The organism is Streptomyces sp. NPDC045967 (assembly GCF_056430495.1).
The window spans coordinates 1-19,289 of record NZ_JBWKLE010000007.1; the positions used below are offsets into that span (position 1 = coordinate 1).

A 19,289-nucleotide genomic window follows, 5' to 3' on the forward strand; every position below is an offset into this window, starting at 1 on the left:
TCCACGAACGCGGCACCGAACAGCTCCGCCAACGACTCGTCCCACTCGTCCGGCACGACACCACGCACGTCATACGCCTTGACGATGTTCGAAAGATCTGCGGCCACTGCCTGCCCTCCTGAAGGTTCTGTCCGGTCTGGCCAACCTACCCTGAACCGGCGCCCGTACTTCAGGTGATCAGAGCGTCAGGAATCGGGCGATCTCAGGACGCGCAGGTGTCCGCGACGGGTCTCGCCGGTGGCCGGGCCCCCCGGCCGGGATCCGCCCGCTTCCGCCGCGCGCTCGGGCGGGCGGGCCGCTTCGCGGACCGCGTTGGCGAGGGCTTCGAGATCGTCGCCGCTGGGGCGCGGGGGCGCGGACCCGTCGGAGAGCCGGACGACGTCCCAGCCGCGCGGGGCGGTCAGGCGCTCGGAGTGCTCGGCGCACAGGTCGTAGCAGTGGGGCTCGGCGTAGGTGGCGAGCGGGCCGAGGACTGCGGTCGAATCGGCGTAGACGTACGTCAGTGTCGCGACGGCAGGGCGGCCGCACGCTGTGCGCGAACAACGACGTACAAGGCTCACGATGTTGGACGGTACCGCACTCTTGACCGGGCCGCGACGACTGTCCCGCCGCTCACTCCCCCGTGTCGTGCCGGGAGCTACCCTGCGGGGGTGACCGACAGCCCGCTGCCTCCCCGCCCAGCCCGGCCCCCGTTCGAGGACTCCGCCGAGCCCCGCCCGCGTCGGCGGGACCGGCACGGGCGCGGGATGCGCGGTCCGGTGGCGCCGCCGCAGGTGCCGCTGTCGGCGAGCCGGTCGGAGCTGTTCGGGGACCTCGTACGGGACTCGGTGGAGCGGCTGGAGCGGCGCTGGCCGCAGCTGGCCGATGTGGAGTTCCTGGTCGGTGACGTACCGGGACCGCCGGGCGGACCGGACGCCGGCTGGAACGACGAGGCGGTGCCGCTGGGCGGGGTCTCGGAGCCGCGGGAGGGCCGGCCGGCCCGGATCGTGGTCTTCCGGCGGCCGGTGGAGATCCGTACCAAGACGCGCGACGAGAAGGCGCTGCTGGTGCACGAGATCGTGGTGGAGCAGGTGGCGGAGCTGCTGGGGCTGTCGCCGGAGACCGTGGACCCGCGCTACGGGGAGGACTGACCGGGGCGGGAGCGCGGGGATCCGGCACCGGGTCGTGCGGCGCCCCGGCGGGACCCCGCGCCCCGGCGGAATCCGCGTCGAGGCGTACGGGTCCCGCCGGGACGGCGTGCCGGGGGGCGTGCGGTGCGCCCGCGGGACGGCAGCACCCGGACCCCGGCGGCCCTGATCAGCGGGTCAGGACCGAGAGGTCTTCGGCGGCCCTGGGGACGGCGACCGTGGAGCGGTCGTCGGACAGGGTCTGGACGGTGAACATCGCGGTGCCCTCGTGCGGCAGGTTCAGGGTGCGCGCCGCGTGGACCGGGCCGCCCGACAGGGTCTCGACGGTGAGGGCGTAGGAGCCCTTGCCGCCGGCCGGGGCCACGGCCACCGTCTGCGTGGTGCCCGCCTTGACGGTCACCTCCTGGGAGGCCGCCTCCCCGCCGCCGGTGCCCGGCGAGGCGGTCACCCTGACCTTCGCGTCCTCGGCTCCCGGCACGGTCAGCGCCAGGACGGTCGCGTTCTCCTCGGGCCGGTTGTCGGCCACGGTCGCCCGCGCGCCCACCGGTGCGGCGGCCTGGACGAAGCCCAGTTCCTGCTTGGCTCCGCTGCCGCGCACCACCCGTACCGCCGCGACCACCGGGGCCGCCTTCCCCGGGTCCGCCGGGGCGAGCAGCAGCGAGCCGGGCTCGCCGCGGGTCACGTCCTTGAGGTCGACGCTCGCGGTCATGCCGGCCTTGACGTGCAGCTGTTCGTTGCCCGCCGGGGTGAGGGAGCCGTTCGCGGCGGCCAGCCGGATCTTCAGGTCCGCGTCCTCCTCACCGGGTGCGAAGGCCACCAGCCGTACGGAGACCGCGTCGGCCGGGATCCCTGGCAGGACCAGGGAGCCCGCGGGGTCGGTGGCGGCCGGCAGCCAGTCGGCGCCGACGCCCTCCTCGGCGACCTGGACGGAGGCGCCGACCCGGCCCGCCCGGGTCGTCACGTGGGCGGTGGCATCCGCGAGCTGGCTGCCCGGGACCAGCGAGGAGAGCAGGACCGACTTGCTGGATCGGGGGTCGACCCGGATGTTCTCGCCGGTGCCCGCGTCGGCTTCGGCCAGGCCGTCGGGGCCGAAGAGCTTGATGTCCACGACGGCCGCGGCGTCGTCGGGGTTGGTCAGGTGGAGGTAGTCCTCGCGGCCCTTGGCGGTGCTCACGGCCGGGAACCAGAAGTCGGTGCCCGGCGCGGTGCAGGCGGCGCCGAGGACGCCCCGGGCGCGGCCCACGGCGACCTTGGTGGTCAGCTGGGCGGTCCACCCGGGGGCGAGGACCCCGTCGGCGCTGCCGGTGAGGGCCGGGGCGTCGGCGCCGGAGGCGGTGGCCCCGGAGGGCTTGCCGATCTCCTTGGGCTCCAGCACCGGCTTGGCGTCCTTGGTGGCGCCGAGCAGCCGGGCGGAGCCCTTGCCCTCGGCGGGGGCGGCCGCGCCGGGGGTGAACGCGGTGTACGCGGTGTCCGCGATGTCCGAGGAGCTGGGCGCCGGGCAGACCAGGAGGGAGCGTTCCACCGGCATCCGGGCGGCGGCCCGGGTTCCGTCCGCGGCCGCCGTGCCGCCGGTGGCGGGGGCGGTGAGGGCGGCGACGCCGGTGAGGACGGCCAGCGCCGCGGCCGCGGCCGCCAGCGTGAGGGGTGCGCGCTGCTTCACTGCTGGGGGCTCCCGTCCGGGCGCGGGTCGTACTGGGCGTGGCCGTCGGGGCCGGGGTGGCCGCTCCGGCCGGGGTGGGGGTCGTACGGCCCGTACTGCTCGTACTGCTCGTACGGGTAGGGGTAATGCTCCGGCGCCTGCTCCGGCGCCTGGGGGTACGGGTACTGCTCGTACTCCCCGGGCTGGGCGTAGGGCTGCTGCTGCGGCTGGGGTTCGTAGGCGTAGCCGCTCTGGTCGGGGTAGGTCTGGTAGGCGTAGCCCTCCTCCCCGTAGGCCGGCTGCGCCGGGATCTGCGCGTACGGGTCGGCGGCCACCGCCGCCTCCACGGGGGCGGGCGGCGGGGGCTGTTCGGCTTCGGCGCGCAGCCGGCGGGCGCGGCGGCCCTCGCCGGGCTCGCCCGGGCCGGGCTGCGCGGGGACGGCTGCCTCCTCCTCGGGGAGGTCGTCGTCCAGGCGTCGGCGGCGGCCGGGCAGGGCCATCACCAGCAGCACCAGGGCGAGGAGTCCCTGGGCCCAGTGCCAGCCGGTCCGCAGCAGGGAGTCCTCGTGGACCAGGTCGAGGCGGCCGCCCGCGGCGGGCAGCTCGAAGCCCTGCGCCCAGCCGTCGAGGGTCTTCGGCGTGAGGGGCTTGCCGTCGAGGGTTGCCCGCCAGCCGGAGTCGGCGCGGTCGGCGATGCGCAGGACGCGGCCGGCCTCGCCGTCGGGGATCTTGCCGTGGGCTTCGACGGGGCCGGCGGCGACGGGGATCGGGGCCTCGCCCTGCTTGCCGGAGACGATGACGGCGCGCGGCAGCCATGGTTCGACGCCCCACAGCGCGGTGCCGTCCTGCTGGTGGCGGCGGCCGAGGCCGGGGGTGGCGTCGAGGACGCGGCGGATCTCCTCGGGGCCGCCGGGGCGGAACATGACGAAGCGGATGGCGTAGGAGCCGAGCTGGCCGGACTGGTCCGCTCCGGAGCCGGCGACCAGGTTGGAGACGACCTTGTCGAGGCGGGGGTCGCTGCCGGTGCGGGCGGCGATGTCGGCGTCGCCGAGACGGGCGCCGGAGCCGCGGACGAGGCTGTAGGAGACGGTGGCGGGAGGGTCCAGGTCGAGGACCAGGGTGCGGGTCTGGTTGTCGTCCCCGCCGGCGTCGGCGACGAAGGCGGGCACCTGTACGGGGTCGCGGCGCTGGAGCGGGCCGTCGGCGCCGGCGACGAGCCAGACGGCGGCGGCCGTCAGCGGTCCGGCGGCAGCGGCGAGGGCGATCAGCGCGGCCAGCGGCTGGCGCCAGCCGAAGCTGCGGGCGGCGACCCGCTCCCTGGCGCCGTCGGCGCCGAGCGCGGCGGCCGCCAGCAGGGCGAGGCCGTAGACGAGGGTGGCCGGTCCGGCCCATCCGCCGCGGTTGAGGACGACGGCGAGCAGGAGGGCGGCGAGCGCGGCGGCCCAGGCGGTGCGGACGGCGAACTGCCGATCGGTGCGGAGCAGGGCGGCGAGCGCGGCCAGCACGATGCCGAGGAGCAGCGCTCCGCCGCCGGCGCCGGGGCCGCCGGGGCTGGTGCCGAGGAGGTCCAGCGCCGTGGCGGAGCCGCTCGCGGAGGGCAGTCCGGCCTCGCGCAGGAAGCGGCCGGGGTGCGTGAGCAGGCCGAGCGACCAGGGGGCGAGCACGAGGAGCGGGACGGCGAGGGAGGCGAGGTACCGGGGGGCGTACGTCTTCCACCGCCCACGCTGCTGGACCAGCGCGGCGGCTCCGAGGACGGCGGCGAGCGGCCAGACGACGGGGGTGAAGGCGGTGGCCAGCGTCAGCAGCAGGGTGTACGTCCACACGGCGCGCCAGCCGGCCCGGCCGCTGTCGGCGAGGCCGAGGGCGGCGACGGCGGAGCGGGCGGCCAGGGGCAGCAGGACGGCGAGGACGGCGGTGCCGAGGCGGCCCCCGGCGAGGGCTCCGGTGACGGCGGGCAGGAACGCGTAGGCGACGGCGGCCCAGGCGCGCAGCAGCCGTGACTCCACGAGCGGCCGGGAGGCGAAGTACGCGGTGAGTCCGGCGAGTGGGACGGAGCCGACGAGCAGCAGGGTCAGCGCGGCGTGGCCGGAGCCCAGCAGGAGGGTGGCGAGGGCGCCGAGGACGGCGAGGTAGGGAGGGGCGTCGGCGGTGGAGCCGGTGGAGACGGCCTGCCAGCCCTCGGTGTAGGCGTGCCAGAGGCCGGAGCCGCTGTCGGGGGCGGGCAGGAGGGCGCCGCCCATCAGGGAGCCGCCGCCGATCAGGGAGCGGCAGGCGGCGAGGGAGACGAGCAGGAGGAGGCCGAAGAGGACGGGCGCGGGGTTGCGGGAGATCCGCTTGAGGCGCGCGAACCGCTCCTCGGCCACCGGGTGGTCGCCGTCCTCGCCGGGTGCGGTCAGAATGCTGCCGCCGCCGTGCCGCCCGGCGGGGGCGGGGTCGGTGGACCGGGCGTCGCCGAAGTACCCGGCGAGCTGGTCGGCGTTGGCGCGCAGGGAGGCGCCGGGCGGCGGGAAGAGCGGCCGCAGTTCGGCGGCGGGGACGGCAGGGCGGCGGCGGGCCCGCCGGGCGGCGAGGATCCGGCCCGGGCGGAGCAGGGTGGCCAGGAGCCCGGTGACCTCGTCGACGGCCTGGCCGGGGGCCTTGCCGACGAGGTAGGCGAGGGTGCGCAGCACGGTGCCGAGCAGGACGCGCAGCAGGACGTAGGGCAGGGCGCGGCCGGAGCTGTTGGCGAGGATCGTGTAGACGGCGCCGGCCTTGTCGACGCGGTGCGGGCTGGAGCTCGTACGGCCGGCGCAGTCGACGGTGCGGCGCTCGCGGGCGGCGGCCTCGGCGTGCCGCAGGACGGCGTCGGGGGCGACGAGGACGGTGTGGCCGGCGCTCTGGACGCGCCAGCACAGGTCGACGTCGTCGCGCATGAGCGGCAGCCGCTTGTCGAAGCCGCCGAGTTCGTCGTAGACGTCGCGGCGGATCAGCATGCCGGCGGTGGAGACGGACAGGACGGGGCGGATCTGGTCGTGCTGGCCCTGGTCCTGTTCGCGGCGGTCGAGCCCGGTCCAGCGGCGGCCGCTGCGGGCGATGGTGACGCCGGCTTCGAGGAGCTGCTTCTTGTCGTACCAGCCGCGCAGTTTGGGGCCGATGACGGCGGCGTCGGGGTTCTCGTCGGCGACGCGGAGCAGTTCGGTGAGGGCGTCGGGCTCGGGTGCGCTGTCGTCGTGGAGGAGCCAGAGCCACTGGACGGGTTCGCCGTACGGGAGTTCGGGGAGGTCGTAGGTGTCGTCGCGCCAGGTGCGGCTGACGGGGTCCCAGCCGCTGGGGCGCTTGAGGTACGGGAGGTCCTCGGGCGTCAGGGTGCCGGCGGTGCGGGCGGCTTCGTCGACGGCGGTGCCGAAGCCGGTGCGGCGGGCGAGGTGCAGGACGCGGTCGTCGCCGAGGGCTTCGGTGAGGAGGCGCGCGGACTCGTCGGCGCTGCCGGTGTCGGCGGCCAGGTGGTTCTGCGCGGGGCGTTCCTGGCCGAGGAGGCCGGCGAGGGTGCGGGGCAGCCAGCGGGCGCCGTCGTGGGCGACGAGGACCGCGGTGACGACGTGCCGGGGGAACTCGGGGGTGGCGGGGGCCTGGTGGGAGGCCGCCGACTGGCTGTGCAGGGACATCGCGCTACTGGCCCTCCGGCCTGGGGGTCCCGGGGACCGGGTCACCGGGGTGGGGTCCCCCCGGACGCGGTCCGGGGGAGGTCCGGGGGTGGTGTGCCCTCGGAGGCTGCTGGACAGCGCCCCACCCTAACGGCTGGCACAGCAGCGGTCCGCCTCCTGCGGGGAAGGTGCAGGAGGCGGACCGTGGGCCGTGCGGTGCGTCGTGCCGTGCGATGTGCGGTGGACACCCGGGTCGGGACCGGGCGTATCGGGCGTATCAGACGGCGGCCTTCTTCAGCCGGCGGCGTTCACGCTCCGACAGGCCGCCCCAGATGCCGAATCGCTCGTCGTTGGCGAGGGCGTACTCGAGGCATTCGGAGCGGACTTCGCAGGCCAGGCAGACCTTCTTGGCCTCTCGGGTGGAGCCGCCCTTCTCGGGGAAGAAGGACTCGGGGTCGGTCTGGGCGCACAGAGCGCGCTCCTGCCATCCGAGCTCCTCGTCCGCCTCCTCGACCAGCAGTTCCTGAAACAGCTCGGTCATGTGCGCCCCTCGCTCTGTCTGTGCGTCCCCGTGGTGATGCCGTCACTGATCGCTACGTAACGACACGAGTGAAATTACAAGTGCGTGGCTCCGGAGCAGTCAAGCCGAGATCTGCTATTGGGCCCCTTATTCACTCTGCGGAACCAAGCCTATGCAGAAAGTGTTCAAATCGCCAAAAACCATGACACAAGCCACAGGCACCCTGGCTCCTCGCCTCTACCCCCGATTCACGCCGAACCTCACGTCGGAGTTGCGATTCGACCGAAGAAGCGGCGGAGATCACAGTCCGATCACGAGATGCGGCGGGAGGTTTGGGTTCGGCAAGGCGGCACATCCCCCGGTGCGGACTGCACAAACCTTTCTCCGCACGCAGTAACCGGATGAGGTGAAACTTTCACCCCAAACCAGACATTGAGTTGACAGTCCGACCCCGGAGCCGTTCTCCTGGTTCGCATGTCAGTGCCCGCAGCCACCACCCGGACCCCCATTCGTGGGTTCCTGTGCGCTGCCCAGGTTCGCTGTCGCTGTTGCTGCTGTTGATGCCTTCGGAGCTTCGGCTCCGCTGAGCTCCGGCCGACCCCCCGCAACCGCCCGGCACCACTGACATCCGTCGAGGACTTCGCACGATGAACAGCACCCCCACCCCGACCACCGTCGAGAGCGACCTCCAGATCGCCGGCGACATCCTCGCCGTCCAGCACCTCCTGCAGCCCGCCCGCGAGCACCCGGCCACCGTCGCCGAGTTCGTCGGGCTGGCCCGCTCCATCGCCGAGGACCGCGCCTCCTGGGAGCACCTCGTCCGGTACGACGCCACCACCCGCTGGTACCACCGGCTGCGCACCGGCCCCGGCTACGAGGTCTGGCTGCTCAGCTGGGTCCCCGGCCAGGGCAGCGGCCGGCACGGGCACGGCCCCTCCTCCGGCGTCCTGACCGTCCTCGAAGGCGAGCTCACCGAGCGCAGCCCGCGCGGCCGGCTCACCCTCGGCCCCGGCTCCCAGCGGGTCTTCGGCCCCGGCTACGCGCACGAGGTCGTCAACGACACCCTCGACGGCGCGGTCAGCCTGCACGTCTACTTCCCCGGGCTGACCCAGATGCCGATGCACAGCTGCTCCCCGGCCGCGGCGGAGTCCGTCCCCGCCTGAACCGGGCCGCCCGGGCGCGTCGGCCCGCGGCTGAGAGACTGTGCGCATGCGCATCGTTGTTCTGGCCGGCGGTATCGGCGGCGCCCGGTTCCTCCGCGGACTCAAGTCGGCAGTGCCCGACGCGGACATCACGGTCATCGGCAACACCGGTGACGACATTCACCTGTTCGGGCTCAAGGTGTGCCCCGATCTGGACACGGTGATGTACACCCTCGGCGGTGGCATCGACGAGGACCAGGGCTGGGGCCGCGCCGAGGAGTCCTTCACCGTCAAGGAGGAGCTCGCCGCGTACGGGGTCGGACCGGCCTGGTTCGGCCTCGGCGACCGCGACTTCGCCACCCACATCGTCCGTACCCAGATGCTCGCCGCGGGCTATCCGCTGAGCGCCGTGACCGAGGCGCTCTGCGACCGCTGGCAGCCCGGGGTGCGGCTGCTGCCCATGTCCGACGACCGGGTCGAGACCCACGTCGCGATCACCGACGCCGCCACCGGGGAGCGGCGCGTCATCCACTTCCAGGAGTACTGGGTCCGGCTGCGCGCCGCGGTGGACGCGGAGGCGGTCGTGCCCGTCGGCGCCGAGCAGGCCAAGCCCGCGCCCGGCGTGCTGGAGGCCGTCGCCGCCGCGGACGTCATCCTCTTCCCGCCGTCCAACCCCGTGGTGTCCATCGGGACGATCCTGGCCGTGCCCGGCATCCGGGACGCCGTCGCCGCCGCCCCGGCGCCCGTCGTCGGCCTCTCCCCCATCGTCGGCGGCGCGCCCGTGCGCGGCATGGCCGACAAGGTGCTGGCCGCGGTGGGCGTGGAGTCCACGGCCGCCGCCGTCGCCCGGCACTACGGCCCCGGGCTCCTCGACGGCTGGCTGGTCGACACCGCCGACGCGGCCGCCGTCGCCGAGGTCGAGGCCGCCGGGATCCGCTGCCGTGCGGTGCCGCTGATGATGACCGACCCGGCCGCCACCGCGGCCATGGCCCGGGCCGCACTGGAACTGGCCGGGGCCCCCCGGTGAGCGGCCCGTCCGCCCCCCGCCGACGGACTCCCTCGTACGAGGTACGGGCCGTCGGCGGGATCCCCGAGGTCAGGCCGGGTGACGACCTGGCGAAGCTGATCGCGGTCGCCGCGCCCGATCTGCGGGACGGGGACGTCCTGCTGGTCACCTCGAAGATCGTCTCCAAGGCCGAGGGCCGCGTCGTGGCGGCGGACTCCCGCGAGGACGCCATCGACGCGGAGACGGTGCGGGTGGTCGCCCGCCGGGGCGCCCTGCGGATCGTCGAGAACCGGCAGGGGCTGGTGATGGCGGCCGCCGGGGTGGACGCCTCCAACACCGCGCCCGGCACCGTCCTGCTGCTGCCCGAGGACCCCGACGCCTCGGCCGCCGCGATCCGTGACGGGGTGCGCGACCTGCTCTCCGTGGAGGTGGGCGTGGTGGTGACGGACACCTCCGGGCGGCCGTGGCGCACCGGGCTGACCGACGTGGCGATCGGCTCGGCCGGGGTCCGCGTCCTGGACGACCTGCGGGGCGGGACCGACGCGCACGGCAACCCGCTGAGCGCGACGGTGGTGGCGACGGCGGACGAGCTGGCTGCGGCGGGCGACCTGGTCAAGGGCAAGGCGGCGGGGCTGCCGGTGGCCGTCGTACACGGGCTGGCGCACGTACTGGGCGAGGGTTCGTCGGCACGGGACCTGGTGCGCGCTCCGGCCGAGGACATGTTCCGGCTCGGCACCTCGGAGGCGGTACGGGAGGCGGTGGCTCAGCGCCGTACGGTGCGGGCCTTCACGGCCGAGCCGGTCGACCCGGGCGCCGTGCGGCGGGCCGTCGAAGCGGCCGTGACGGCGCCGGCTCCGCACCACACGACCCCCTGGCGGTTCGTGCTGCTGGAGTCCGAGGCGGCCCGGCTGGGGCTGCTGGACGCGATGCGGGACGCCTGGGTCGCGGACCTGCGGGCCGACGGCAGGCCGGAGGAGTCCATCGCGAAGCGGGTGCGGCGGGGGGACCTGCTGCGGGCCGCCCCGTACCTGGTGGTGCCCTGTCTGGTGACGGACGGGGCGCACCACTACGGGGACGCGCGGCGGGACGGCGCGGAACGGGAGATGTTCGTGGTCGCGATGGGCGCCGGCGTGCAGAACTTCCTGGTCGCGCTGGCCGGGGAGCGGCTGGGCTCGGCGTGGGTGTCCTCGACGATGTTCTGCCGGGACGTGGTGCGCGAGGTGCTCGGGCTGCCCGCCGGATGGGATCCGATGGGGGCGGTGGCCGTGGGACATCCGGCCGAGCCGCCCCGGGAGCGGCCCGCGCGGTCCGCGGAGGCGTTCGTCCAGGTCAGATAGGGGCCGGCCGGGCAGGCGGTCAGAGCAGGCCGATGTCGGTGCGCGGCATGCGCGGGACCCGGCGGGGCGGGGTGCGGCCCGCGAGGAGGATGAGGCGGGCCGCGCGGTGGCGCTGGCCGGCGTACGGCGCGAGGAGCTCCAGCATGGCGGCGTCGTCGGCGTCGCGGTTCCCGGCGAGGGCGTAGCCGATGATGCCGGGGAGGTGGAGGTCGCCGGTGGTCACGGCGTCGGGGTCGCCGTTGCTGCGCTGGAGGGTCTCGGCGGAGGTCCAGGGGCCGATGCCGGGGACGGCCTCCAGCCGGGCGGCGGCCTGGGCCGGCGGCAGGGCGGTGGCCTCTTCCAGGCGGGGTGCGACGCGGGCGGCCCGGACGATGGTGTCGGAGCGCTTGGCGTCGACGCCGGCCTTGTGCCAGTCCCAGGACGGGATCATCGCCCACTCGCGGGCGGTGGGCATCACGTACAGGTCGAGGCCGTGCGGGCCGGGGGCGGGCCGGCCGTGCCGGCGGACGAGTCGGCGCCAGGAGCGGTACGCCTCGTCGCTGGTGACCTTCTGCTCCAGGATGACCGGGATCAGGGACTCCATGACCAGGCCGGTGCGGGTGAGGCGCAGGCCGGGGCGGCGGCGGTGGCTGGCGTGGACGAGGCGGTGGCGGGGGACGAAGGCGGTGGGGTCGTCGTCGGCGCCGAGGAGGGCGGGCAGCCGGTCGAGGAGCCAGTCGGCGCCCGGGCCCCACGCCTCGGCGGCGATGCCGGTCCCGGCGCCGGTGCGGCTGACGCGGAGGGTGGCGGGGCCCTGGGGGGTCTGGCTGGCGCGCCAGACCGAGCCGTCGGGGGTGGTGCGGAAGGTGGGGTCGGCCGGACCCCGCCTGAGGGGGCCGAGGGTGATGCCGAGGTCGACGGGGGCGGCGGGGGTCCAGAGCCGGGTCCTGGCCGGGGCCGCGGTCGGCCGGGCGTCCTGGCCTGCCTGGGGCCGGGGCAGGGCGGTGCGGCCGCCGCGGACGGTGGTGCGGTTCAGGGGGTCGAAGCGGGCGGCCATGCCTCGAGCGTAGCCCTGCCGTCGCCCTGCCGTTGCCCTGCCGGGGGCCGGGCGTCCCGGTCGGCCCGGGTCCGGGGCCGGGGCTCGGCCCCCGGCCCCGCGCCTCAAGCGCCGGCGGGGCTGGGAGGGCCGTCGGGTGCTGCGGCTTACCGATCGGGGCTCCGCCCCGGACCCCGCGCCTCAAACGCCGGCGGGGCTGGAATTTGCCGGTCGGCGGGGCTGGATCGGGCCGCCGTCGGCGTGTGAGGGGGCGGAACGGGGTGCGCCGACCGCCGGAGGTTACAGGCGGCCCTGCAGTTTCGCCGAGGAGGTGCGGGTCGTGGGGAGCTTGCCGTACAGCTTGGCGCCCGGGCAGGCGGTGGCGAAGCCGTCGCGGTGGCCCGCGATGACGTTCATCGAAACGTTTCTGCCCTTGGGGTAGCGGTTGCCGCCGCCCGAGGTCAGGGTCGTCTTCGCGCGCGGGTCGCGGCCGAACAGGCCGAGCTTCCAGGCCGTGAGGCGGGCGACCGCGTCGACCGCCGCCGCCGGCGGGTTCGAGGAGGTGAACGTGCCGAGCACCGCGACGCCCATGCTGTTCGAGTTGAACCCCATGGTGTGCGCGCCGAGCACCGCCTTGGAGACCCCGCCCGCGCGCCCCTCGTAGACCGTGCCGCACTTGTCGACGGCGAAGTTGTAGCCGAGGTCGCGCCAGCCGTTGCTGACCACGTGGTAGCGGTACAGGCTGCGCAGGACCGCCGGGGCGTCCTTGCAGGCGTAGTTGTTGCCGGAGGCGCTGTGGTGGACGAACGCCGCCTTGACCGTGCTCGTGTAACCGAAGCCCGCCTCGCGCAGGGACTCGTCCGCGCCCCATCCCTTGCGGGTGACGATGCGGGGACGCGGGCCGATGAACGGGGCGGCCGCCGCGGTCAGCTCGCCGTCGCTCGCGTAGACCGCGTCGGCGGTGGAGTCGGCCTTGTCGAGTTCGGTGATCTCGTCGGCGCCGAGCTCGGCGTGCGGGAGGTTCGCCGCGGACGACTCGGCCATCTCCATCGTCATGCCCGGCACCGTCACCTCGCCCTTGTCGTCGCCTTCCGGGCCGGCGTTCTTGCCGTCCGTGCCGGTGGCGGGGGTCTCCGGGCCGGGGTCGACGAGTTCGATCCGCATGCCGGTGGGGAGCCGGGAGGGGGTCTGGTCGGCGGAGGTGCCGGGCTCCGCCTGGACGCGGACCTCCACGCCGTCGGACTCACCGACCCACAGGGGGGCGGTGGCGCCGCGGACCCGGCCCGAGCCGCGTTCCGCCGCGTCGGGGTCGGCCGCGTGTTCGCTGTTGTGGGTCTCCACGTCCTGCCAGTCGGACCAGGCCGCGGTCTTCGCGGAGCGCGTGCGGACCTGGACCTTGCCGTGCAGCGGGGTACCGACGTCGTCCCAGACCACACCGACCAGCGAGAACGTCTTGACGTCGCGGGCGCTCAGGCCCTGAGCTTCGGGCGCGCCCGGGGAGGCGCTCATGCCGGGGAGGCCGGGCGTCCGGGTCGAGACGGGCCCGAGGGGGACGAGCGGCAGCGATTGGGTGGACCCGGCGGGGGCTGCGGGGGCGGACTCCGCCAGGGCCGAGGTGGGGAACGCGATGGGCAGGGCCAGTACGGCGGCGGTCACGACGCCGATCGAGGAAGCAAGGAATCCACGCATGACAAGGATGGTGGGCACCCCGACCTGCCGGCGCCATCCGAGAACTGACGGCCCGTCCGGCCCGCACCCGCCGCCCCCTCCCCCGAACGGCGCAGCGGCGGGCCTCCGTACGGGGGACCGCCCCGCGTACCCTGTGCCGGGTGAACGCCACTGACCGCACCCTTGCCGACCTGCTGCGATCCGCGCTCGCCGCCGATCCGGGCCGCCCCCTCGTCACCTTCTACGACGACGCGACGGGCGAGCGCGTGGAATTGTCCGTCGCCACCTTCGCCAATTGGGTGGCCAAGACCGCCAATCTGCTCCAGGGCGACCTGGGCGCCGAGCCCGGGGACCGGCTGGCGCTGATGCTCCCCGCGCACTGGCAGAGCGCCGTGTGGCTGCTCGCCTGCGCCTCGGTCGGGGTCGTCGCCGAGGTCGGCGGGGATCCGGCCGACGCGGACCTCGTCGTCAGCGGGCCGGACACGCTGGACACGGCCCTGGCCTGTTCCGGGGAGCGGGTGGCGCTGGCGCTGCGGCCGCTGGGCGGGCGGTTCCCTCAGCCCCCGGCCGGGTTCGCCGACTACGCGGTCGAGGTGCCGGGGCAGGGGGACCGGTTCGCGCCGTTCGCACCGGTCGACGCGGACGGGCCCGGGCTGGCCGTCGGCGGCGAGGAGCTCAGTCACGCGGAGCTGACGGCGCGGGCCCGCCGGGACGCGGCCCGGCTCGGTCTCGGCGCGGGCTCGCGGGTGCTGTCCGGGCTCGGCTACGACACCTGGGACGGCCTGTCGGCCGGGCTGTACGCCGCGCTGGCGGCGGGCGGGTCCGTGGTGCTGTGCCGGAACCTGGACCGGCTGTCGCCGGAGGCCCTGGAGCAGCGGGTCGAGAGCGAGCGGGTCACCCACCGCCTCTGAGCGCGGCCGCCGGCGCGTGCTGCGTCGGCGGGAGCCGGACACGGGCGGAAAGGGTCATTTGTCACCCGCATGGGTCTAGACACGACCCCGCCCCCGGGCTGTCCGGGCCTCGCGCATGCAGGATCGGCAGTGGCCGTGCTCCCCCGTACGGCTGTTGTCGGAACGGCGAGGGGACGGACGCCAGTGACGGACAGCGCAGGCATACCAGGCGGAACCGGGACGGCCGCGGGCGGCTCGAAGCCCGCGCGCAGCCGTCGGCGCCGACTGCTGCGCTGGACCGGTCTCGGGGCGGCCCTGCTGGTCCTGGGCGGTTCCGGCGGCGGCTGGTGGCTCTACAACAAGCTCGACGGGAACATCACCGAGGACACCTCGGCGGCGGCGGAGCTGCGGCGCTACGAGCGCGAGCGCCCGGCGCACTTCGGCAACGGCACCCAGAACATCCTGCTGATCGGCTCCGACTCCCGCTCGGGCAAGGGCAATGCCCGCTACGGGCAGGACCGGGGCACCGAGCGCTCCGACACCGCGATCCTGCTGCACCTGCCGGCGGACCGGCGCAGTGCCACGGCGGTGTCGATCCCGCGCGACCTGATGGCGGACGTCCCCGAGTGCCTGATGGCCGACGGGAGCCGCACCCCCGAACGGCGCGCGCAGTTCAACTGGGCGTTCCAGTGGGGCGGGGCCGCCTGCACGATCCGCACGGTGGAGCGGCTCACCGGAATCCGGATCGACCACCACATGGTGATCGACTTCAACGGCTTCAAGCGGATGGTCAACGCCATCGGCGGCGTGGAGGTGTGCCTCAAGCGGGCGGTCGACGACTCCGAGGCCAAGCTCCGGCTGCCGGCGGGACGCCAGACCCTGCAGGGCGAGCAGGCGCTGGGCTACGTGCGCGCCCGCTACGGCCTGGGCAACGGCAGTGACACGGACCGGATGGAGCGCCAGCAGCAGTTCCTCGGCTCGCTCGTGAAGAAGGTGCAGAGCAACGGGGTGCTGCTGAACCCGGCCCGGTTGTACCCGCTGCTGGACGCGGCGACCTCCTCGGTGACCACGGACCCGGGGCTGGCCTCGCTGCGCGGCCTGTACGAACTGGTCCGGGGCGTACGGGACATACCGACCGACCAGGTCAAGTTCCTGACCGTGCCCCGCAGACCGTACTGGGCCGATCCGAACCGGGATGAACTCGTCCAACCGGATGCCTCCCGGCTGTTCCAGCAGCTGCGGAGCGACCAGCCGGTGACGGTCGCCCCGCCGAAGCCCGAGTCCACGCCCGAATCCACACCCCGGCCCCGGCCCCGGCACCCGGACGGAACCGCCAACGGGGACGCGTCGGCCGGGGTCACGCCGTCCGCCGAGCCGCGGGACGGGAGCGCGCGGCCCGAGGGCGGGACCAGCGCCCCGACCAGCACCACGACCAGCTCCGCTCCCGTCCCGGCGCCCACCTTCACCGGCACCACGGCGGGTGTCGCCGATTGCCGGTAAAGCAATCCCAAAAGCCGGTGTCCGAACCGAACGGGTTGTGAGGTTCGCCCCGTTATAAGGGGAGTGGAATTTGTCACCAGCATGGTTTGCAGCGGAAGCTGGCGGATAAGGTGAGCGATCCGGTGCCCCGCCGGACCAGAGGCCGGGCACCAGCAGCCGGATCGTTGACCGTGCGCCCCGGGGGAGGCGCGTCGCGAGGCACCCGACGGAGGATTCGAGCAACCGTGGATGCGCAAAGCCGTGGGCGGGCCGACGAGATCGACCCCGCAGACCAGTGGGTGCTCAATCCCCGCACCGGCAACTACGAACTGCGACTGGGCGACTCCGCAGCGCCCCAGCAGGGGGGCGGCGTGGCCGCCCCGCGGAGAGCTCCGTCCGCACCGGGCAGGCCCACCTCCCCCTCCCCGGCCGTCCCGAAGCCCCGGCGCGGCGACGCCCCGCCCGGCGGCCGGCGCGGCGGCCGCTCCCGGAAGGTCGGTGGCGGGGGTGGCGGGCGCCGCAAGAAGGCACTGCTCGTCACCAGCGGCACGCTGGCGTTCCTGCTGGTCGGGGGCGCGGCGGCGGCGTACTTCTACTACGACCACCTGAACGGCAACCTGAGCATCACCGACATCGCGGGCGCCGGGACCGGCGGCTTCAAGAAGGACCAGGCCATCAACATCCTGGTCATCGGCACCGACAAGCGCAGCGGCTCGGGCAACGAGGGCTACGGGGACAAGGACAGCGTCGGCCACGCCGACACCACGATCCTCTTCCACGTCGCCAAGGACCGCTCCAACGCCACGGCTCTGTCCATCCCGCGCGACCTGATCACCGACATCCCCGCCTGCCCCACGAAGCAGCCGGACGGGTCGACGAAGGAGATCAAGGGCACGAAGGGCACCCGGTTCAACAACAGCCTGGGTCAGGAGGGACGAGACGCGGGCTGCACGATGCGCACCGTCAAGGACCTCACCGGAATAGAGATCGACAACTTCATGATGGTCGACTTCAACGCGGTGAAGACCCTGAGCACGGCCGTCGGCGGGGTGCCCGTCTGCCTGGAGAAAGCCGTGGACGACGAGGACTCCAAGCTCAAGCTGTCCGCGGGCGAGCACCGGCTGGCGGGCGAGGACGCGCTGGCGTTCGTCCGTACACGGCACGCCTTCGGCAACGAGAGCGACCTGGACCGGATCAAGACCCAGCAGCAGTTCCTCGGTTCGATGATGCGCGAGATGAAGTCGAAGGAGACGCTGACCAGTCCGAAGAAGTTCTTCTCGCTCGCCGAGGCCGCCACCAAGTCGCTGACCGTGGACCAGGGCCTGGGGTCCATCGACAAACTCACCGATCTCGCGGGCGAGTTGAAGGACATCGACCTCAAGAACATCACCTTCACCACCATGCCGGTCCTCGACAACCCGGCCGAGAAGGTGAAGGCCACCGTCGTGGTCGACAGGGCGCTGGCCGATCCGCTGCTGCAGATGATCCGGGGGGACGTCTCGCTCACGGAGGTCGAGAAGAAGGAGCAGGCCGCGCAGGAGGCGGCCGACGCGGACGCGAAGGCCAAGCAGGACGCGCTGCTCCAGGGCGGCCGGGCACCCGCGGCGGACGTGCGGGTCGGCGTCTACAACGGCGGCGGACCCAAGGGTTCCGCCTCCACGACGCTGAACTGGCTCCAGAACAACAAGGGCATGTCCAAGGCGAGCAACGAGGGCAACGCGCCGGCGAAGGTCGGTGCCACGCAGCTGGAGTACGCGCCCAACCAGGCCGACCAGGCCCGGGCGCTGGCCGACGCCCTGGGGCTGCCGGTCACGGCGCTGAAGATGGGCACGGCCGACGCCTCGGCGAAGACGCCGATGAAGCTGACCCTCGGTCCGGACTTCCAGCAGCCGGGCGTCCCGCTGTCGCCCCCGATTCCGCGGGAGCTGCCCAAGGACGTCCAGCAGGCCCAGGCGGACAAGGCCGTCTGCGCCAAGTAACGGGGGCCGCCGGGCCGAACCGGCACCGCATCGACCGAGCAGGATCTTGAGGGGGGACACGTGAGGCACAGCAGCGTGCGCGGGGAGGGGGCGACCGCCCAGTCCGCCGGGGGCACATCCGACGACGGCGCGGACGCGTCCGGCGCGATACCCCCACCGCGGACCGGCTCCCGGGCCGCCCGCCGGGCGGCCGACCGGTCCCCCAGACGGGGCCGGCGGCGCGTGCTGCGCTGGGTCGCCTCCGTCCTGTCCCTGCTCATACTCGGGACGGCGGCGGGCGGTTACCTCTACTACCGCCACCTGAACGGCAGCATCAAGACGGACGCGCTGAACCTCGGCGAGACCAAACTGGGCGGCTCCAAGCCCAACTCCTTCGGGCAGACCCCCCTGAACATCCTGCTCATCGGCTCCGACGCGCGCGACGACGCGGAGAACCAGGCCCTCGGCGGGGCCACCGACACCTTCGACGGCCCGCCGCTCGCGGACGTGCAGATGCTGCTGCACCTGTCCGCGGACCGCAGCAACATGTCGGTGGTGTCCATGCCCCGCGACACGATGCTGATGATGCCCAAGTGCACCGAGCCCAACGGCCAGGTGCACCCCGCCAGCAAGGGCCTGGTCCAGACGAACGAGTCCATCCAGCGCGGCGGACCCGGCTGCACGGTCGCCGCCTGGATCGAACTCACCAAGATCCCCATCGATCACTTCATGATGATCGACTTCAAGGGCGTGGTCAGGATGGCGGACGCCATCGGGGGCGTCCCGGTCTGCGTCGAGCAGAACGTCCACTCCCGCACCCGCGACGGCAAGGGCTCCGGGCTGAAGCTGCCCAAGGGCGAGAGCGTCATCCAGGGCGAGACCGCCCTGCAGTGGCTGCGCACCCGCTACGGGTTCGAGGACGGCACCGACATCGCCCGCACCCATGCCCAGCACCAGTACATGAACTCGATGGCCCGCGAGTTCCGCAAGAACGCCAAGCTCACCAACCCGGTGAAGCTGAACAGCCTGGCGCAGGCCGCGATCGAGGCCATGGTCGTGGACCCCGGCCTGAAGAAGATCGACAAGCTGTACGACCTCAGCATGGAGCTCAAGAAGGTCTCGCCGGGCCGGATCGCCATGACCACCATGCCGTGGGTCTACAGCAAGCGGCCGGGCTTGGAAGGGCGCGTCGAGCCGCTGCCGGGCGAGGCCGACGCCCTGTTCCGCATGATCCGTGAGGACATCCCGCTGGACGGCAAGGGCTCGGAGACCCCGGCGGACGGGGCCTCCCCCTCACCGGGCGCCTCCGCGAGCCCCGCCGCGCCGGGCCAGCCGCCTTCGGCCCCCGCCACCGCCACCGCCCCGGCCGCGGCGGCGCCCGCGCAGGTCGCGGTCTCCGTCCGCAACGCCACCGGCGGCAAGGACGGCGCCGAGACCAAGGTCAAGCTGCGGGCGAACGACATCGCCGCGCTGCTGAAGGACAAGGGCTTCGCCAAGGCCACCGCCGACACCCAGACGGGCGGGGAGGACACCACGGTGGTCCGGTTCGCCACCGACGCCCAGGCGGCCGACGCCGCCGCCGTGGCCGCCGCGTTCGGCCTGCCCGCCACCGCGGTGGCGAAGTCGGCGGAGGTCCCCGGGATCGTGCTGTTCGTCGGCAAGGACTGGCGGACCGGCAGCGCGCCGACCCCGCCGCCGGCCGCCCCGACCGTGGCCCCGACGTCCGCCCACGCCCTCAACGGCGACAACGACAAGGCGTGCATGCCGATCCAGGAAGGCTTCACCTGGTAGCGCGCCCGCACGAAGGGCCCGGTGGGGCGGCCGTCCGGTTCACGGCCGCCCCACCGGGCCCTTCTCGTCTGCCGCGGGCCTCCCGCGGCCCCGT

At 74.3% G+C, this 19,289-nt stretch carries 14 protein-coding genes; 8 read left to right on the forward strand and 6 right to left on the reverse strand.

The annotated features are described in order from the left end of the window. Positions 1 to 185: 185 nt before the first annotated feature. Positions 186 to 563 (reverse strand): DUF3499 domain-containing protein, encoded by a 378-nt coding sequence (locus AC07FY_RS16325; protein ID WP_479007057.1) that lies wholly within the window; start codon positions 561 to 563, stop codon positions 186 to 188. An 87-nt stretch (positions 564 to 650) separates the two neighbouring features. Between AC07FY_RS16325 and AC07FY_RS16330 the strand changes: the two genes are divergently transcribed. Next, the gene (locus AC07FY_RS16330) at positions 651 to 1,130 is read left to right on the forward strand and encodes a metallopeptidase family protein (protein WP_479006377.1); all 480 of its coding nucleotides are present in this window, start codon (positions 651 to 653) and stop codon (positions 1,128 to 1,130) included. 166 nt (positions 1,131 to 1,296) lie between these two features. On the opposite strand, the gene AC07FY_RS16335 is transcribed toward AC07FY_RS16330, so the two are convergent. The 3 genes from AC07FY_RS16335 to AC07FY_RS16345 all read right to left on the reverse strand — a co-directional run bounded on the left by AC07FY_RS16335 (position 1,297) and on the right by AC07FY_RS16345 (position 6,930). Beyond that, complete coding sequence (locus tag AC07FY_RS16335) at positions 1,297 to 2,787, reverse strand: DUF5719 family protein (protein WP_479006380.1); 1,491 nt, start codon at positions 2,785 to 2,787, stop codon at positions 1,297 to 1,299. After that, positions 2,784 to 6,410: a glycosyltransferase family 2 protein gene (locus AC07FY_RS16340; protein ID WP_479006383.1), complete on the reverse strand. Its 3,627-nt coding sequence runs from the start codon at positions 6,408 to 6,410 to the stop codon at positions 2,784 to 2,786. Before AC07FY_RS16340 ends, AC07FY_RS16335 begins: the two co-directional genes overlap by 4 nt. Before the next feature lie 256 nt (positions 6,411 to 6,666). Continuing rightward, positions 6,667 to 6,930, reverse strand: a complete 264-nt coding sequence (locus AC07FY_RS16345; protein ID WP_003983763.1) for a WhiB family transcriptional regulator — start codon at positions 6,928 to 6,930, stop codon at positions 6,667 to 6,669. Positions 6,931 to 7,556: 626 nt separating this feature from the next. Between AC07FY_RS16345 and AC07FY_RS16350 the strand changes: the two genes are divergently transcribed. Genes AC07FY_RS16350 through AC07FY_RS16360 form a run of 3 tightly spaced genes read left to right on the forward strand, consistent with a single transcriptional unit; the run spans position 7,557 to position 10,394 of the window. Next, complete coding sequence (locus AC07FY_RS16350) at positions 7,557 to 8,072, forward strand: cysteine dioxygenase (protein WP_479006386.1); 516 nt, start codon at positions 7,557 to 7,559, stop codon at positions 8,070 to 8,072. 46 nt (positions 8,073 to 8,118) lie between these two features. Next, positions 8,119 to 9,078 carry a 2-phospho-L-lactate transferase gene (gene cofD / locus AC07FY_RS16355; protein ID WP_479006389.1) on the forward strand — a complete coding sequence of 320 codons (960 nt, stop codon included), beginning with the start codon at positions 8,119 to 8,121 and terminating at the stop codon, positions 9,076 to 9,078. Next, positions 9,075 to 10,394 (forward strand): coenzyme F420-0:L-glutamate ligase, encoded by a 1,320-nt coding sequence (locus AC07FY_RS16360; RefSeq protein ID WP_479006392.1) that lies wholly within the window; start codon positions 9,075 to 9,077, stop codon positions 10,392 to 10,394. Before cofD ends, AC07FY_RS16360 begins: the two co-directional genes overlap by 4 nt. 19 nt (positions 10,395 to 10,413) lie before the next feature. Here the strand turns inward: AC07FY_RS16360 and AC07FY_RS16365 are convergent, their stop codons facing one another. Both AC07FY_RS16365 and AC07FY_RS16370 read right to left on the reverse strand, forming a co-directional pair. Beyond that, the gene (locus AC07FY_RS16365; RefSeq protein ID WP_479006395.1) at positions 10,414 to 11,430 is read right to left on the reverse strand and encodes a DNA-3-methyladenine glycosylase family protein; all 1,017 of its coding nucleotides are present in this window, start codon (positions 11,428 to 11,430) and stop codon (positions 10,414 to 10,416) included. A gap of 279 nt (positions 11,431 to 11,709) precedes the next feature. Beyond that, a complete protein-coding gene (locus tag AC07FY_RS16370) occupies positions 11,710 to 13,098 on the reverse strand; it encodes a peptidoglycan recognition protein family protein (RefSeq protein ID WP_479006398.1) in 1,389 nt (462 codons plus the stop codon). Positions 13,099 to 13,238: 140 nt separating this feature from the next. On the opposite strand from AC07FY_RS16370, the gene AC07FY_RS16375 reads away from it, so the two are divergent. The 4 genes from AC07FY_RS16375 (at position 13,239) to AC07FY_RS16390 (ending at position 19,195) form a co-directional block, all read left to right on the forward strand. Continuing rightward, complete coding sequence (locus tag AC07FY_RS16375) at positions 13,239 to 13,988, forward strand: TIGR03089 family protein (protein WP_479006401.1); 750 nt, start codon at positions 13,239 to 13,241, stop codon at positions 13,986 to 13,988. Between the two features lie 183 nt (positions 13,989 to 14,171). Continuing rightward, positions 14,172 to 15,467 (forward strand): LCP family protein, encoded by a 1,296-nt coding sequence (locus AC07FY_RS16380; RefSeq protein WP_479006403.1) that lies wholly within the window; start codon positions 14,172 to 14,174, stop codon positions 15,465 to 15,467. A gap of 224 nt (positions 15,468 to 15,691) precedes the next feature. Further along, the gene (locus AC07FY_RS16385) at positions 15,692 to 17,425 is read left to right on the forward strand and encodes an LCP family protein (protein WP_479006406.1); all 1,734 of its coding nucleotides are present in this window, start codon (positions 15,692 to 15,694) and stop codon (positions 17,423 to 17,425) included. Between the two features lie 60 nt (positions 17,426 to 17,485). Continuing rightward, positions 17,486 to 19,195 (forward strand): LCP family protein, encoded by a 1,710-nt coding sequence (locus AC07FY_RS16390; protein WP_479006409.1) that lies wholly within the window; start codon positions 17,486 to 17,488, stop codon positions 19,193 to 19,195. The last annotated feature ends 94 nt before the right edge of the window (positions 19,196 to 19,289 follow it).